This window comes from Variovorax sp. Varisp53 (assembly GCF_059491555.1).
This window is the reverse complement of sequence record NZ_CP168512.1, coordinates 4,500,115-4,513,171: the sequence shown is the minus strand read 5'-3', so window position 1 is coordinate 4,513,171 and position 13,057 is coordinate 4,500,115. Positions and strand designations below refer to the sequence as shown.

At 63.3% G+C, this 13,057-nt stretch carries 14 protein-coding genes and 1 pseudogene; 9 read left to right on the top strand and 6 right to left on the bottom strand.

Annotation, left to right across the window (positions count from 1 at the left end; translation table 11 throughout):
- Positions 1–101: 101 nt before the first annotated feature.
- From ACEOAB_RS21055 to ACEOAB_RS21040, 4 genes and pseudogenes are all read left to right on the top strand, one after another.
- Positions 102–350 (top strand): hypothetical protein, encoded by a 249-nt coding sequence (locus tag ACEOAB_RS21055; RefSeq protein ID WP_413749171.1) that lies wholly within the window; start codon positions 102–104, stop codon positions 348–350.
- 291 nt (positions 351–641) lie between these two features.
- Positions 642–1,901, top strand: a complete 1,260-nt coding sequence (locus tag ACEOAB_RS21050; protein WP_413749170.1) for a PIN domain-containing protein — start codon at positions 642–644, stop codon at positions 1,899–1,901.
- Between the two features lie 151 nt (positions 1,902–2,052).
- Positions 2,053–2,562 carry a hypothetical protein gene (locus ACEOAB_RS21045; RefSeq protein ID WP_413749169.1) on the top strand — a complete coding sequence of 170 codons (510 nt, stop codon included), beginning with the start codon at positions 2,053–2,055 and terminating at the stop codon, positions 2,560–2,562.
- Positions 2,563–2,579: 17 nt separating this feature from the next.
- Positions 2,580–2,741: pseudogene (locus tag ACEOAB_RS21040) on the top strand (SAM-dependent methyltransferase); the annotation flags it as partial.
- Between the two features lie 77 nt (positions 2,742–2,818).
- On the opposite strand, the gene map reads toward ACEOAB_RS21040, so the two are convergent.
- Positions 2,819–3,565 carry a type I methionyl aminopeptidase gene (map, locus tag ACEOAB_RS21035; protein ID WP_413749168.1) on the bottom strand — a complete coding sequence of 249 codons (747 nt, stop codon included), beginning with the start codon at positions 3,563–3,565 and terminating at the stop codon, positions 2,819–2,821.
- Between the two features lie 206 nt (positions 3,566–3,771).
- Between map and ACEOAB_RS21030 the strand changes: the two genes are divergently transcribed.
- Positions 3,772–4,449, top strand: a complete 678-nt coding sequence (locus ACEOAB_RS21030) for a methyltransferase family protein (RefSeq protein WP_413749167.1) — start codon at positions 3,772–3,774, stop codon at positions 4,447–4,449.
- Between the two features lie 89 nt (positions 4,450–4,538).
- Here ACEOAB_RS21030 and ACEOAB_RS21025 read toward each other — a convergent pair whose 3' ends face one another.
- The 5 genes from ACEOAB_RS21025 to ACEOAB_RS21005 all read right to left on the bottom strand — a co-directional run bounded on the left by ACEOAB_RS21025 (position 4,539) and on the right by ACEOAB_RS21005 (position 8,767).
- Positions 4,539–5,102, bottom strand: a complete 564-nt coding sequence (locus ACEOAB_RS21025; protein ID WP_413749166.1) for a hypothetical protein — start codon at positions 5,100–5,102, stop codon at positions 4,539–4,541.
- Positions 5,103–5,251: 149 nt separating this feature from the next.
- The gene (locus ACEOAB_RS21020; protein WP_413749165.1) at positions 5,252–5,662 is read right to left on the bottom strand and encodes a GFA family protein; all 411 of its coding nucleotides are present in this window, start codon (positions 5,660–5,662) and stop codon (positions 5,252–5,254) included.
- Positions 5,663–5,877: 215 nt separating this feature from the next.
- Positions 5,878–6,126: a DUF1272 domain-containing protein gene (locus tag ACEOAB_RS21015; RefSeq protein WP_413749164.1), complete on the bottom strand. Its 249-nt coding sequence runs from the start codon at positions 6,124–6,126 to the stop codon at positions 5,878–5,880.
- Between the two features lie 111 nt (positions 6,127–6,237).
- Positions 6,238–8,037 (bottom strand): sensor histidine kinase, encoded by a 1,800-nt coding sequence (locus tag ACEOAB_RS21010; protein ID WP_413749163.1) that lies wholly within the window; start codon positions 8,035–8,037, stop codon positions 6,238–6,240.
- 25 nt (positions 8,038–8,062) lie between these two features.
- Positions 8,063–8,767 carry a response regulator transcription factor gene (locus tag ACEOAB_RS21005; RefSeq protein WP_495653096.1) on the bottom strand — a complete coding sequence of 235 codons (705 nt, stop codon included), beginning with the start codon at positions 8,765–8,767 and terminating at the stop codon, positions 8,063–8,065.
- Between the two features lie 239 nt (positions 8,768–9,006).
- On the opposite strand from ACEOAB_RS21005, the gene ACEOAB_RS21000 reads away from it, so the two are divergent.
- The 4 genes from ACEOAB_RS21000 to ACEOAB_RS20985 all read left to right on the top strand — a co-directional run bounded on the left by ACEOAB_RS21000 (position 9,007) and on the right by ACEOAB_RS20985 (position 13,057).
- Positions 9,007–11,154: a carboxypeptidase regulatory-like domain-containing protein gene (locus ACEOAB_RS21000; protein WP_413750310.1), complete on the top strand. Its 2,148-nt coding sequence runs from the start codon at positions 9,007–9,009 to the stop codon at positions 11,152–11,154.
- Between the two features lie 150 nt (positions 11,155–11,304).
- The gene (locus ACEOAB_RS20995; protein ID WP_056593551.1) at positions 11,305–11,931 is read left to right on the top strand and encodes a DUF938 domain-containing protein; all 627 of its coding nucleotides are present in this window, start codon (positions 11,305–11,307) and stop codon (positions 11,929–11,931) included.
- Between the two features lie 181 nt (positions 11,932–12,112).
- On the top strand, positions 12,113–12,403 hold the full coding sequence (locus tag ACEOAB_RS20990) for an HU family DNA-binding protein (RefSeq protein WP_056593546.1): 291 nt from the start codon (positions 12,113–12,115) through the stop codon (positions 12,401–12,403).
- A 123-nt stretch (positions 12,404–12,526) separates the two neighbouring features.
- Positions 12,527–13,057 (top strand): C40 family peptidase, encoded by a 531-nt coding sequence (locus tag ACEOAB_RS20985; protein ID WP_056593543.1) that lies wholly within the window; start codon positions 12,527–12,529, stop codon positions 13,055–13,057.

Here is a 13,057-nt window from a genome sequence, read left to right as displayed (position 1 = left end):
TGCATCGACGCGAACGTGGGGCACAAAAGGCGACGGCCAAGGTGCGCGAACACCCTGACCGTCTAACCAAGTGACGTGCTGAACTATGGAAGGGCACACCAATGGCTGAACGAATTATGGCCGGGCCTGCGAGGCCGGCATCTGCGGACGCGACCACGACACCCGATGCGTCCGATCTTCTTGAGAACAAGTTGGAGCAGTTGAACTCACTGCTTTGGTGCTTCTACGGCGCCGGAGACGGATGGTTCCAGGATGCGGGGGAGGCACATCGGGAGAATCTGCTTTGGATTGCTTCTGATTTGGCGCGGGAGGCGGTGGAGTTGTATCAGGAGATGAGCCCGGCTGGGTGAGGGCTCTGGGCGCCAAGTCTTCGAAGATGGCTTGGCGCTCGATGTGGCACTTCGGTTTCTACAGCGAGCTTCCGCTTCGCAGCAGTTGCGGTCTTCTGGTGGGTTCGTGCCAAACTTCGGCATCCGGGCGGGAAATGATCCCGCACGTCTGCGGCAGAGCTCGGCGTCTGGCCAAGACCTATCCACTGAAGAACTATTCTTCAAGATCTCGATGGATGTGCACGGTCTTCGCTAGTTGGCTCGGATTTCCCGCCTGCTCGGTCGACCGCAATAGGCCTCAGGAGTTTCTTGGTGAGCACAATCTCTAACCAGACCTTTGTCGTCCTCGATACAAACCTGCTGCTTCACTTCAGGCAGCCGGACCAGATGGACTGGACCCCCGTCGGCGACGATGTCGTACTGCTTGTCTTACCCATTGTTTTGAGAGAACTCGAGAAGACAAAAGCGCTTGGTGCAAATCTGCGTGTGAAGCAACGGGCGGGCAAGATGGTGTCATGGCTCGCACATCTTCTTGATGACGGGCAAGAAGTTCCACTCAGACCAGGCGTCGCTCTCCGTTTTATCGGCGACGAGCCACAGTTGGACTTCGCGATCCATAACTTGGTTCGCGAAGTTCAAGATGATCAAGTTGTCGCTTCGCTGATAGACCTAGTGAATCGGCTGTCATCCGCCCCCGTCTTGTGTACTGCCGACATGGGACTTCGCGTCAAGGCCAAGCAGCGGGGGTTTAAGCTTCATGTTCCGCCGGAGAGCGAACGACTAGCTGAGGAGTCTGATCCGAAAGATAAAGAGCTCTCCGAGCTTCGTCACGAACTGCAGCAGCTCAGAGTCAAGGTGCCAAAGCTGTCTGCTGGCTTTGTGGATGGGAATCTGCACTTCAAGCCCAAACTAGTTCCCGTGCCAGCAGTCCCGTACAGCCTAGAGCAGGTGAAATTGCTGTACCGACCCATGGCGGCTGTAGAGCAGACTCCGTCTCCCGGTTCCATCGGAGACTTTGTGAAGATGTTTAGCGCACCAACTGGGTATGTGGTTGAGCTCTATAACAAGCAATTGGAGGACTTCTTTTCGGAGTACGAAAGGTACTTGGAAAAGTTTGATGCATGGTCTCGCGCCATTCAACGATGCTTCCTATTCGACCTCAGGCTGACGAATGCAGGCACAACGCCTGCGACTGATGTCGACGCGATCTTCACGTTCCCGGAGGGAGTGAAAATTCTGCAAGCTTCGAAGATCCCAGAGCCCCCCAAAAGTCCAGTGGCGCCCGAGGTGCCGAAGCATGCTTTTGGTCCGTTAGGTGGCGTGAATCTCGTGGCACCGCGCTTGCACGGAGGCCCGATGCCCGGGGGAATCAAACACCCGTGGGTGCTGTCTTGTCAAGCGAATCGAGTTCACCTTAAGCTCGACAGACTCAAACATGGCTTCGATTTTTCGGTCCCCCAGTTGGCAATCGCATTCTCAGATCAAGGCGTTCGTTCAATCTCGTTCCAGGCAGAGTTGACGGCGAACGAACTATCTTCTCGGATTGAATCTGAACTTCATCTTGTTTTTTAAGCATGAGGTTGGTTTTCACGCAATTGAGGCGGTCGCTATTACTCTGGAGAGGCCCTTCTTTACTGCGGAAGAATTAGGTAAAAATATTTCAACTTACCGTCGCTGGAGACATTAGGTCTTCAAAGACCTAGGCCTGCTCTTGTCGTTCTCTATGACTAACACCGAATTGTTGTCCTATTTGGGCGCAATCACAGGCGTGATTGGCTCTGTTACTGGCATCTCCGGAGCCATCATGGGCTACCTTAGCTATCGCAAAGCAGGAGTGATCAAGTCGCTTGAGTTACGTCTGGAGCTCACGAAGGTTGGCGTCGAGGTGTTCCAGAAGGCAGACGACCTTGGCGCTCTTCTCAATCGTGCTAAACGGTCTAGAGATGCTGTTGCAGCAGCGACCGGAATGTATATGTCCGGCGCTCGTGAGAAATGGTTGCGGCAACTTGCGGCTGACGAAGAGTCTCTAGCAACGATAAACGAGTCGGTCGACGATCTGAATGTTGACTATTCCAAGTCGACGTTGCAACAGCTTGAGAAGGCAATGGGAGAACTTCACGCACTTCGAGTGAGCGTGGAGGGAATATCTGCGAGATATGCAGCCTCCGTCAGCGAAGATGATCGAGCCCGCGAATTTCTCCGTGATCAGGCGCACGCAAGGAGCAATCACTAGACTCAAGCGGTGAAGGCGCCTACTGCCAGGGAACGCCGCTACGCAGCGAGATCGAGGCGCGCGATGCCAATGCGCTTCAGGCGGCGACGGACTGGCCGGCGCAGCTCATCGCCAGCCGCCATGGCGAAGGCCCGGTGGCCGGCAAAATCCAGGCGCATGTGATCGTGGCGACGGGGTAGAGCCGGAGGTGAGGGCGCTGTCTTCAGCGTCCGGTTGAAGAGCCCAGGCCGGCTTCTGCGCGAAGCCGGTCGATCGATCAATGCATCGTGACAACGATGGGCGCACCCTTCGTGATGATCATCGTGTGCTCGTACTGCGCAGACAGGTTGCCGTTCACGCCCGCAAGCGTCCAGCCGTCGGAAGCCTCGGTGACGATGCGGCTCTTGGTCGACAGGAAGGGCTCGATGGTGATGACCATGCCTTCGTGCAGCGTGCGCATGTCCGAAGGATCGAAGTAGCCGGGAATGTGCTCGGGCTCCTCATGCAGCGCGCGGCCGACGCCGTGGCTCGCGAGGTTCTCGATGATCTTGAAGCCGTAGGCCTTTGCAGTGCGCTCGATGGCGGCGCCGATCCTGTTGATCGGCTGCCCGGCCCTGGCGGTCTTCATCGCTTCGGCGAGGGCGGTGCGGGTGGCGTGGCAGAGGCGGGTCTTCTGTGGCGTGGTCGGCGGCACCACGGTGGTTCCGCCGGTGTCGGCGAAGTAGCCGCCGAGCTCGGCCGACACATCGACGTTCAGCACGTCCCCGGCCCGGATGATCCGGTCTCCGGGAATGCCGTGCGCGGCCTCTTCGTTGATGCTGATGCAGGTCGTGCCCGGAAAGTTGTACGTGAACTTAGGCGCTGACCGTGCACCGTGCTCCTCCAGCAGCCGCTCGCCGATCAGGTCGAGCTCGCGCGTGGTCATGCCGGGTTCTGCGGCATCGAGCATCCGCTGCAGCGTCAGTGAAACGATGCGGCCGATTCGCTTCAGGGCTACGACGTCGTCTTGTGTTTCGATGGTCATATCGGGTCCTTGTGAAAGAGATGGGCGCAGGACGAAGGCCCGCCGGACTGGGGCTTGTCGTCAATTCTGGCCGACTGTAGCCGCAGGAGCGGTCGGCGCGAAGGCCCCTGAGTTGCCGGTTTTCGCCCTCCAGAGCGGGCATCGGAAATCTCGCACTTGGGCCGCTTGTTGCGGAGCGGGGCCTCGGATATACCATTCACTCGTTTATGGACCCGCTCTACAAGAAAGCCATCGCGCAAGGGGTTGCGGGGATGGCCGTATTCGTCGTCTTCATTTTCTTGCCCGCGGGCACGTGGCAATACTGGCAAGGCTGGCTCTTCATCGCAGTCTTTTCCGCCTCGACCATCGGCTTCACCGTCTATCTCACCCTCCACGACAGGCCGCTTCTCGAACGCCGCATGAATGCCGGGCCACAGCATGAGAAAGAGTGGTCGCAGAAGATCATCGTGTCGCTCATCATCCTCGCGTTTTTTATTTTCATCATCCTGCCTTCACTCGACTATCGATTCGGCGTCTCGCCGGTGCCCGCATACCTGTCCCTTGTCGGGAACATCGTGATCGTCTTGTCGTTCCTCTTTATTTTCTGGGTGCTGAAGGTCAATAGTTTTGCAGCAGCCAACATCAGTGTCGCGGAAGATCAAAAAGTGATCGACAGCGGCCCCTACGCTTATGTGCGTCATCCCATGTACGCTGGCGCGCTCTGGCTTTTCATCGGCATGCCGCTTGCGCTCGGCTCGTGGCTCACGATCTGTCTCGTCCCGCTCATCCTGCCGGTGCTTCTCTGGCGGCTTCTCGATGAGGAAAAAATCTTGCGCCGCGATCTTCCCGGGTACAACGAATACGCAAGCCGTGTACGTCATCGTCTCATTCCGCACCTCTGGTAGGAAGTGGGGCAGCCGCTTACAAGAAGTCGGTGCGCTGGAGGCGGTCGGTTGGCGGTGAGCGCCGGGGTGCCTATCGAACAGTCCGAACCTTAGATGGCGGGCCGCGGATCCTTATCTGCGATGGAGAGATCGATCGGAACCCGGATCTCGCGCGTGACGTTCCCGGGCATCTCGAACATCAGCGTGATGTGCCCTTTGACGCGTTCGAAGGTCTTGTCCAACTTCACCTGGAAGCCTCGTTGACTGCACAGGACGTTGTCGTAGGTCCAGAGTGCAAAGTCCTGCAGCGACGCAGCCCTGATGTCGTCCTTCATCCGGAGCTTTTCGTGCTTCTCGTTGGTTAGTTCGTAGTCCTTGACCCTGTAGGTGACGAATTCGGCGATGTCGTCGTTTCTGCTGACGATGTGACCGTTCCGCTTGTACTCGTCGACCTTGGCCTTGGGCAGCGGGTAGTAGGTCAACAGGTCGAACTCGCTCGCCGGCTTCTTCTTGATCAGCGTCATGTCGGAATTGAGGACCATCACATGGGCGCCGAGATGCGTGAGCAACGCTCGTGCTTCGTCTGCCGGATACGGAAAGCGTGGTGTGGCGTAGGCCTGACAAGCGAACAGGGCAAGCAGGGCGGACAGGACCAGCGGCAGCAACTTCTTCATCGATGAACCAATGTGAGGTGAATGGCAAATGCTACGCCGGCGATTCCACGATCAAGAATGGTCTTCATTGGTCATGCGTGCTTTTCTAGTTCCGCTTTAGCCCGATTCAGCCTTGACCTCCAGAGACCGGTTCTTGCCGATTCTTGCCTCTACGACCGTCCTCGCGGAAAGTGTTGAACAGGCTCAGGAATCACAACCCAATCGTGCTTGCGCTCCTCCCAAACCGACCGAACGGGCGCCGGGTATGTTGGATCGCAGATTGCGCCAACAGCGATGCCAATCAACGCGGGATGCCGCCCGGCGCGGGCATAGACGGTAGATCCGCAAGTCGGGCAGAAAAAGGTTTCGAATGTGCCACCTGTTGCGGTCGCCCTCTCGTAGCGAGTCGCTTCGCCTGTGATCTTGACGCTCTCATCGGCGTAGTAGGCCAATACGCCGAAGGGTGACCCGCTTCGCCGCTGACAGTCGTGGCAATGACAAGCGACAACCGAGGAGCTCGGCCCCGGTAAATTTACGGAGAGCAGACCGCACTGGCACTTGGCCAAGAGTTCAAGGGGCATGAGAGAGGCATGCATAGTGGTCCGGTGCTCGAAAGGCGAAGCTGGGGGAGCCTTCGTGGACGTCACCACAGCAACTGCATTTGAAAGCGAAGATGGCAGCCATGAGCTCTGAGCCCTCCATTTGAAATCGGCTTCGGGGCGAACTGATCGCGCCCTCCAAGCGTCCGCGTGTGGCCGCGACAAGTCGGCGGCATAACTGAGCCAGCGAAGTGAAGTCAGGTTGCTGCCGCGCAACCCCCGGGCTTGAACACCCGCGCGGTCGAGCCCGGGTACTTCTCAAGCTTGGCAGCCGACCGCGACGGGCGCGGGAGCAACTCCCCGCCGCAGTTTGGGCATGTCCCGGCGAGGCGCTGGATGGAGCAATCGCTGCAAAACGTGCATTCGAAGGAACAGATACGGGCATCCGCTGAATCCGGCGGCAAATCTCGGTCGCAGCACTCACACCCAGGACGCATTTGAAGCATGGGGAAACCTCGGGAAGCTTGGTCGGTGGAGCTTAAACGAAGGCGAACTGGACGATGACGGCGAGCGTCGGCTCCTGGCCGCGTCCGGCCGTCTTCCTATGCGCTTGGTGCCTAAGCCATGGGCAAACTCAGCTCGACGATGGTGCCGTGCGGCTGCGCATGCTGGATGACAAGGGCCGCGCCGATGGACTGCGCCCGTGCCCGCATGTTGCCCAGGCCGTGGCCGGACACGCGGCCCTGTTCCGCGGAAATACCGGTTCCGTCGTCTTGCACGCGCAGTTCGAGCCGGTCGGGGCCTTCGACCCGCCTTGCCGTCACGCGCACGGTGGTGGCCGCTGCGTGCTTCAGCACGTTGGTGAAGGCTTCGAGCAGGATGCGTTGGACGTTGAGCACCGTGGTCGGCGTCAGGCCGTGCATCTCGGGCAGCGCCGCCACCTCCCATTCGACCCGCAGCCCCGCGGCCTGCAGCCGCGGCTGCAGCCGATAGCGCAGCGTGGCGAGGACCGTGGCGAGGTCGCCGTTCACCGGCTGCAGCGAATCGACCGCAATGCGCAGTTCGTCGAGCGCCGCGTGAGCCTGTTCCTGTAGCGCCTCGGCAGCGGCGCCGCCTTTCTTCATCATGCTGAGCAGTCCTACCAGATGTGCGCCCACGCCGTCATGGATGTCGCGCATGATGCGTTGGCGCTCCTGCAGCGCGGCCTGCTCCTCGCTCTGGCGCTGCTGCAGTCGATGAGACACGCCGAGCTCGGCTTCCCGCTCGGCGATGCGCCGCACCAGCGAGGCATTGAGCTCCCTGTATGCGGCCACCTGACGAACGTAGTGCCCCGCGACTGTCCCGCCCATTGCCAACACCAGGAAGAACACGGCCAGCGGCAGCATGGCGTAGGACATCGAGCCCGACTCGGGAACGCGGACCACCATGAGGTCGCGCGCACCGGCGACGATCGCCGCGACGCCGGCCAGGCACATCAGCGTCGACTCCCATGTTGGCGCCAGCCACATCTTGCGCACGATGCTGTACACCATCACCGTCGCCGGTAGTTGCAGGCTGCCGAGCACCAAGGTGTAGATCAACGGCTGGCGCCACAGAAAGCTGGCCGTTACGGCGCATACGCACAGCCCGAGGTACACCCAGAAGGCAACCCGCATCCAGGGGCGCAGCTCGGCGATCGCCACCATGACGAAGCGCGCCATCAGCAGCAGGAGCACGCAGAGCGCGATGCCGCCGACCGCGCCCCACGCCGGCCACGGCAGCGGCGGCGTGATCAGCAGCCGGCCGGAGATGGTCGTCACCCCGAAAAGCGAGATCAGCGCGAAGATGCCATACAGGCCCTCCCGGTGCTGCCACCACAGGCCGCCCGCAATCAGCCCCATGAACACCAGTGCCCAGGTGATCGCGGTGGGCGCGGACTGGCGCCAGAATTCATTGGTGCGATACATCGGGACCACCACCGACTGGACGCCGAAGATGACCGCGCTGAGTCCGCCCCAGCGGGCGGGCTGCACCGCCGCATCCACCTGCAGTTCGGTGGGGGCGTCATGCGAGAGCAGGGCTGCCGGCACGGTCATCAGGACCGGTAGTTTGGCCATGTCCGTCGACTCGTCGCCCAGCTTGCCCAGCTTGGCCACCAGATGGCCGCCGACGCGCACCTCGACCTGGTTGCCGATGCGCGGAAAAAAAAGCGCGTATGGCTCCTCACCGCGGACCGGCGGCAGCATGAGCTGATAGCGGGCCCTGCCGCCGCCGTGAGGGTGGTCGATGTCCCACCGATGCGGCAGGGCGCGCTCGACAGGCGGCTCGGCCGGGCTTCCATCGGGCCAGAGCGTGACGAGCGCGCGGTCGATCTGCACGAAGCCCGCGTCGGCCCCACCGCCCGCATCGCCGGCATTGCCCGCCTCGGCGCTTGGCACGGCCAGCAGCAGCGCGAGCGCCAGGCTAGCGATCCAGCAAGCCCAGTTGACGGGCCTCGAAGACCGCCTCGGTTTTCGAATGCACGGCAAGTTTGCTGTAGATGCTCTTGACATGGGTCTGGATGGTGCTGAGCGAAATGCCGAGCAGGCTCGTCAGTTCGGGGTAGGTGTAGCCGCGGGAAACCAGGGCGAGGACTTCGGTCTCGCGCGGCGACAGCGAGGCGGCGGCGGGCGCCTGGGCTGGCCCGGGCGCGGCCGCAGCGACCGGTGCGACCGGTGCGACCGGTGCGGCCGCGCCGGGCGCCATGCGGGTCAGCAGCTGGCGCGCAATGATCGGCGACATGGGCGAGCCGCCGGCGTGCAGCTGCAGCACGTGGCGCGACAGATCGTCCTCGGTGCCATCCTTGAGCAGGTAGCCGCGCGCGCCGGCCTCGAAGGCCCGGATCATGTTGGCCTCGTCGCCGAACATCGTGATCACCATCGTCTCGGCCTTCGGCGCGAGCTGGCGGCACCACTCGATGACCTCGAAGCCCGAGCCGTCGGGCAGGCCGAGATCGACCAGCAGCACATCGGGCCGCCCCTCGCGCAGCCATGCGCGGATCTCGCCGGCCGTGGCCGCCGTGAACACCAGTTCCAGCGCCGGGCTCTGGGCCACCGCGCTGCACAGGCGCTCGCGCGTGCCGGCCTCGTCCTCGACCAGCGCGACGCGGACGCGGTCAACGGCGGTCATTGCACAGCGCGGCCGCAGGGGGTGTCGCGAGCACAGTTTTCATTCAGGTCTCTTTCCTGGGAACCGGTGAGTGACAGGCCCGCACGCATGCGCGCGTGGGCTTCCGATGCGCGAGCTTTGCCTGCTTTGCACAGGCCGCGTATCCCGCGATCAGGGGAGGCGGCCTTCAGCCTTCTTTCGCACACTGCGCTCCACATTTTGTGACATCCGGCTCTGCTTTTTTACGAGGACCTCCCGACATGACATCTTTCAAGAAAACGCTGTGCGCGACTGCGGCAAGTACCAGCTTGGTGCTGTTGGCCGCTTGTGGTGGTGGCGGCGGCGGGGGCAGCGGCGCTGCCCTGTTCCCCATTGCCGGGTCGCCGCCAGCGGCCCCGCCGTCGACGCCCCCATCGGCGCCGCCAGCCTCGAACCCGCCGCAGACCTCATCGCAGTTGTCCGGCGTGGCCGCCACCGGCGCGCCCTTCGCGGGCGCCAACATCGTCGTCGTCGACCAGACCGGCGCCACCGTGTGCACGACGCAGACCGACAGCGCAGGGGCCTACGCCTGTGCCCTGCCCGCCAGTGCCAAGGCCCCGTTCGTGATCACGGCCCAGCGCGACGACCTGACGCTCTACAGCACGACCGCCAGCACTACGGGGGGCACGGCCAACGTCTCGCCGTTGACCACCATCATCGTTTCCCGGCTGTCGCCGGACGGCAACCCCGCCAGCCTGGCCGGTGCCATCCAGGCGAACCCCGGCGCCCTGACCGCAGCCTCGATCCAGCAGCAGGTGACGAGCCTGGTCGCCGCACTCCAGCCGCTGCTGAGCACGCTGGGCCAGGGGACGCTCGATCCGGTCTCCGGCGTCTTCGTGGCCGACGGCACCGGCCCGGACAAGGTGCTCGACGCCATCTCGGTGAGCGTGCGCCCCGACGGCACCGCCGCCAACATCGAGATCACGGTCAAGACCGTCCCCGCGACCGAGGGCAGCGCGCCCGTTTCGATCACTTTCCGTTCCAGCGACAGCAACACGCCGACGCTGCCTCCGATCGCGGCCGGCGATCTGGCGCAGGTGCCGTCGCCCGCGGCGGTCGCGGCGCTGTTCGACAAGGTCACGGCATGCTTTGCACTGCCGCTGTCGCAGCGCGTCAACGCGCCGAACGACACGTCGGCCGTGACGGGTACGGCCACCGACGTGATCGCGCCTGCCTGCCGCACGATGTTCGTCGGCGACGACCCCGGCACCTACTACCAGAACGGCTCGTACGTGGGGCGCGACAGCAGCAACGCCGGCGCCTTCGCGGGCCTGTTCAGGCCCGGCACCACCGGCCTCAAGTGGGACCGCGGCAACTTCGAGCATGTCCGCGCGAACGGCGACCTGCTCCTGAGCTACCGCACGACGGACGTGTCCGGCAACGTCGACTACGACACCATCGTCGCGCGCAACGTGAACGGCACGCTCAAGCTGTCGGGCAACGGCTATACCTACGCCGCCCGCGTGCGGCCTTATTCCGAACATCGCGAGCTGATCAATACGCCGGACTTCAGCTACTACACGACGGGCTACAACGTCAACATCGACAACAAGACGGACGGCAACGGCAATTCGATCTTCAGCCAGGTGGTGCTGACGACCCCCACCGGCTCGACGCGGGTCTACCTGCCGACCGCGGGGCTGTCCTATCTCGTCGCCGCGAAGGACGATGGCGTGACGCCGACGTCCGGCAGCGTCTTCCGCCTGCGCGGCGAGTACCAGAACACCGCGACGGCGGGCAACCCCAGCGACAGGGAGAGCAGCCTGTTCTTCCTGAGCCCGCAGTACAGCGACGCGCAGATCAGCGCGCTGAACGACCAGAGCGTCTGGAAGCTCGAGTTCGTGCCGGTGGGTGGCGCTGTCGGTAATCCCGGCAACGTGACGCAGTCCTACCGCACGCTGTCGCGGGCGCAGAGCATCGGGGAGATCCGTCAGGTCGCCTTCGTCGGCCTGACGGCGGCGATGCGCTCGCAGCTGATCTCGGCAAGCTCGGCCACGGGCAACATCGTCTTCGGCGCGCCAAGCCAGAACGATCCGAACCTCATCGACTTCAGCGCCGACGGCAACCTGGACGCATGGACCGTGCCGCAAGGCGCGCTTCCCCCCACGTCGTTCACGGCGTACGGGCGCGCACCGAGCCCCGGCCCGGGCCAGCAGGGCGCGCGCTTCAACGACAGCACGGGCGTTGCGAGCCAGGCACGCTCGGTGGTCCTGCGCTGCTCGACGCAGACCGTGAACGATCTGCACTGCGACAACAGCCTCGGGCTGCAGTACGCCGCAGGCACGTCGGTCAACAACTTCGAGCTCTGGGCACGCACGTCCCGCCAGCTGGAGGTGAGCAAGAAGGTGGCGCTCTACGAGTTCCACTGAATCGGCATCGAGCCCGTTGCACGGCCCCGCCTCGGCGGGGCTTTTTCATTTGCGGGTTGGCGCTCGATGCGCGGTAGCTGGGCCTTCATGGCAACATTGAAATACCCTTGCCCCGATGTCTTTCAAACCACCTCATCAAAGTCCCCCCGAATGCCCGACCTTCCCCACAGCCCCGCCGCCGACCGCAACAAACAGCCCATTCTGGATGCGCTGACCCGCATCCTCGGCGAGCGTGGCACTGTGCTGGAGATCGCGTCCGGTACGGGGCAGCACGCTGCCTGGTTCGCGGCAGCCATGACTCAATGGGTATGGCAACCCACCGACGCAGATGCCCGCATGCTCCCCGCGATTGCAAGCCGAGTCGCAGAAGCTGCGCAGCCCAATCTCCGCCCGCCGCTCCTGCTCGACGTGATGGCCCCTCAATGGCCATTGCAGGGTTCCGCATCCGCTGAAGAAGAAAAGAAGTTCGACGCGATCTACTGCGCCAACATGCTGCACATCGCGCCTTGGACCACATGCGCTGCCTTGATGCACGGGGCCGCGCGGCATCTGCTTCCTGGCGGCGTGTTGATCACGTACGGGCCGTATTTGGAAGATGAAGTTCCAACGGCGCCGGGCAACCTCGCGTTCGACGAAGACTTGCGTGCCCGAAATTCCGCATGGGGCATTCGCCGCCTGGAAGACGTGACGGCAGAGGCGCACCGAGCAGGCCTCGTGCTGCGCGAGCGGCATGTAATGCCTGCGAACAACCTGCTGCTGGTCTTCGGCTTCCGGTGAATACGGGGTGCAGTCCGTTGCGCGGGAGATTCTTCCCGCGCCAGCGTGCATCGATCACGATGTTTCACTTTTGAAACGCGCGCGTGTCCCGCTCCTTCGGCGGGGCGTATAAAGTTCGAGCCCGGTGCGCTCTGCGCCACTCATTTCCCTTCAACCGTCCGATCAAAGAAAGAACCTCATCTTGAACAAGACCGACCTCATCACGGCCATCGCCGCCGACACCAACCTCAGCAAGGCCGACGCCGCCCGCGCGCTCGACTCCACCATCGAAAACCTGTCGCGCGCCCTGGCCGGCGGCGACACGGTGCAACTGATCGGCTTCGGCACCTTCGCCGTGGCAAGCCGCCCCGAGCGCACGGGCCGCAATCCGTCGACCGGCGAGCCGATGACCATCAAGGCCAGCAAGGCGCCCAAGTTCACCGCCGGCAAGGCGCTGAAGGACGCGGTCAACGCGCCCGCCGCAGGCCAGTAAGAGCTTCTTTCCTTCCTCCGTGGCGCCGGCGCAGCAGCGCACGGCCTGCGGAGGGGCCATCTTCAGGTCGCCGTCGCGTTCCGCGCTAGAGTCCGTGCACGTTCACAAGCTCAGCCATCCGACATGCCCGACGCACCTGTGCCAACGCCACGTTCCCACGCGCTCTTGCTGCCGCTGCTGCAGTGGCTGCTTCGGCTCCTTCCGATAGGGGCCTGTCTTCTGGTTCTGGGCTGCGCAGGCCCTACCGGGCCAAGGCCGGGAGCCGCCGTCACCAGCACGCTGACGGCCGAACAAACCAACAGCATCGCGATCCACGCACTGGGGCTGGTCGGCACGCCGTACCGCTATGGCGGCAACACGCCGGACGGCGGCTTCGACTGCAGCGGCCTCATCGGCTACGTCTATCTCAACAGCGTGGGGCAGTCGCCGCCGCGCACGGTGGCGCGGATGGCGGCCTTCGGCAGTCCGGTCGCAATGTCCGACGTTCGCACCGGCGACCTCGTGCTCTTCGGTTCGTTCGCACCGACGCATGCCGGCATCTACGTGGGCGGAGGTCGCTTCGTGCATGCGCCGTCGACCGGCGGCGAGGTGCGGCTCGACAGGCTCGATGGCGTGTATTGGTCGCGCCAGCCGATGCAGGCGCGGCGGCCCTGA

Excerpts from the sequence above, each read along its gene's own strand:
- ACEOAB_RS21025 (WP_413749166.1), bottom strand. The coding sequence starts at position 5,102 with ATGAAGAAGTTGCTGCCGCTGGTCCTGTCCGCCCTGCTTGCCCTGTTC.
- ACEOAB_RS21005 (WP_495653096.1), bottom strand. The coding sequence starts at position 8,767 with ATGACCGCCGTTGACCGCGTCCGCGTCGCGCTGGTCGAGGACGAGGCC.
- ACEOAB_RS20995 (WP_056593551.1), top strand. The coding sequence starts at position 11,305 with ATGCCCGACCTTCCCCACAGCCCCGCCGCCGACCGCAACAAACAGCCC.
- map (WP_413749168.1), bottom strand. The coding sequence starts at position 3,565 with ATGACCATCGAAACACAAGACGACGTCGTAGCCCTGAAGCGAATCGGC.
- ACEOAB_RS21030 (WP_413749167.1), top strand. The coding sequence starts at position 3,772 with ATGGACCCGCTCTACAAGAAAGCCATCGCGCAAGGGGTTGCGGGGATG.
- ACEOAB_RS21045 (WP_413749169.1), top strand. The coding sequence starts at position 2,053 with ATGACTAACACCGAATTGTTGTCCTATTTGGGCGCAATCACAGGCGTG.
- ACEOAB_RS20985 (WP_056593543.1), top strand. The coding sequence starts at position 12,527 with ATGCCCGACGCACCTGTGCCAACGCCACGTTCCCACGCGCTCTTGCTG.
- ACEOAB_RS21020 (WP_413749165.1), bottom strand. The coding sequence starts at position 5,662 with ATGCCCCTTGAACTCTTGGCCAAGTGCCAGTGCGGTCTGCTCTCCGTA.
- ACEOAB_RS21015 (WP_413749164.1), bottom strand. The coding sequence starts at position 6,126 with ATGCTTCAAATGCGTCCTGGGTGTGAGTGCTGCGACCGAGATTTGCCG.
- ACEOAB_RS21000 (WP_413750310.1), top strand. The coding sequence starts at position 9,007 with ATGACATCTTTCAAGAAAACGCTGTGCGCGACTGCGGCAAGTACCAGC.
- ACEOAB_RS21055 (WP_413749171.1), top strand. The coding sequence starts at position 102 with ATGGCTGAACGAATTATGGCCGGGCCTGCGAGGCCGGCATCTGCGGAC.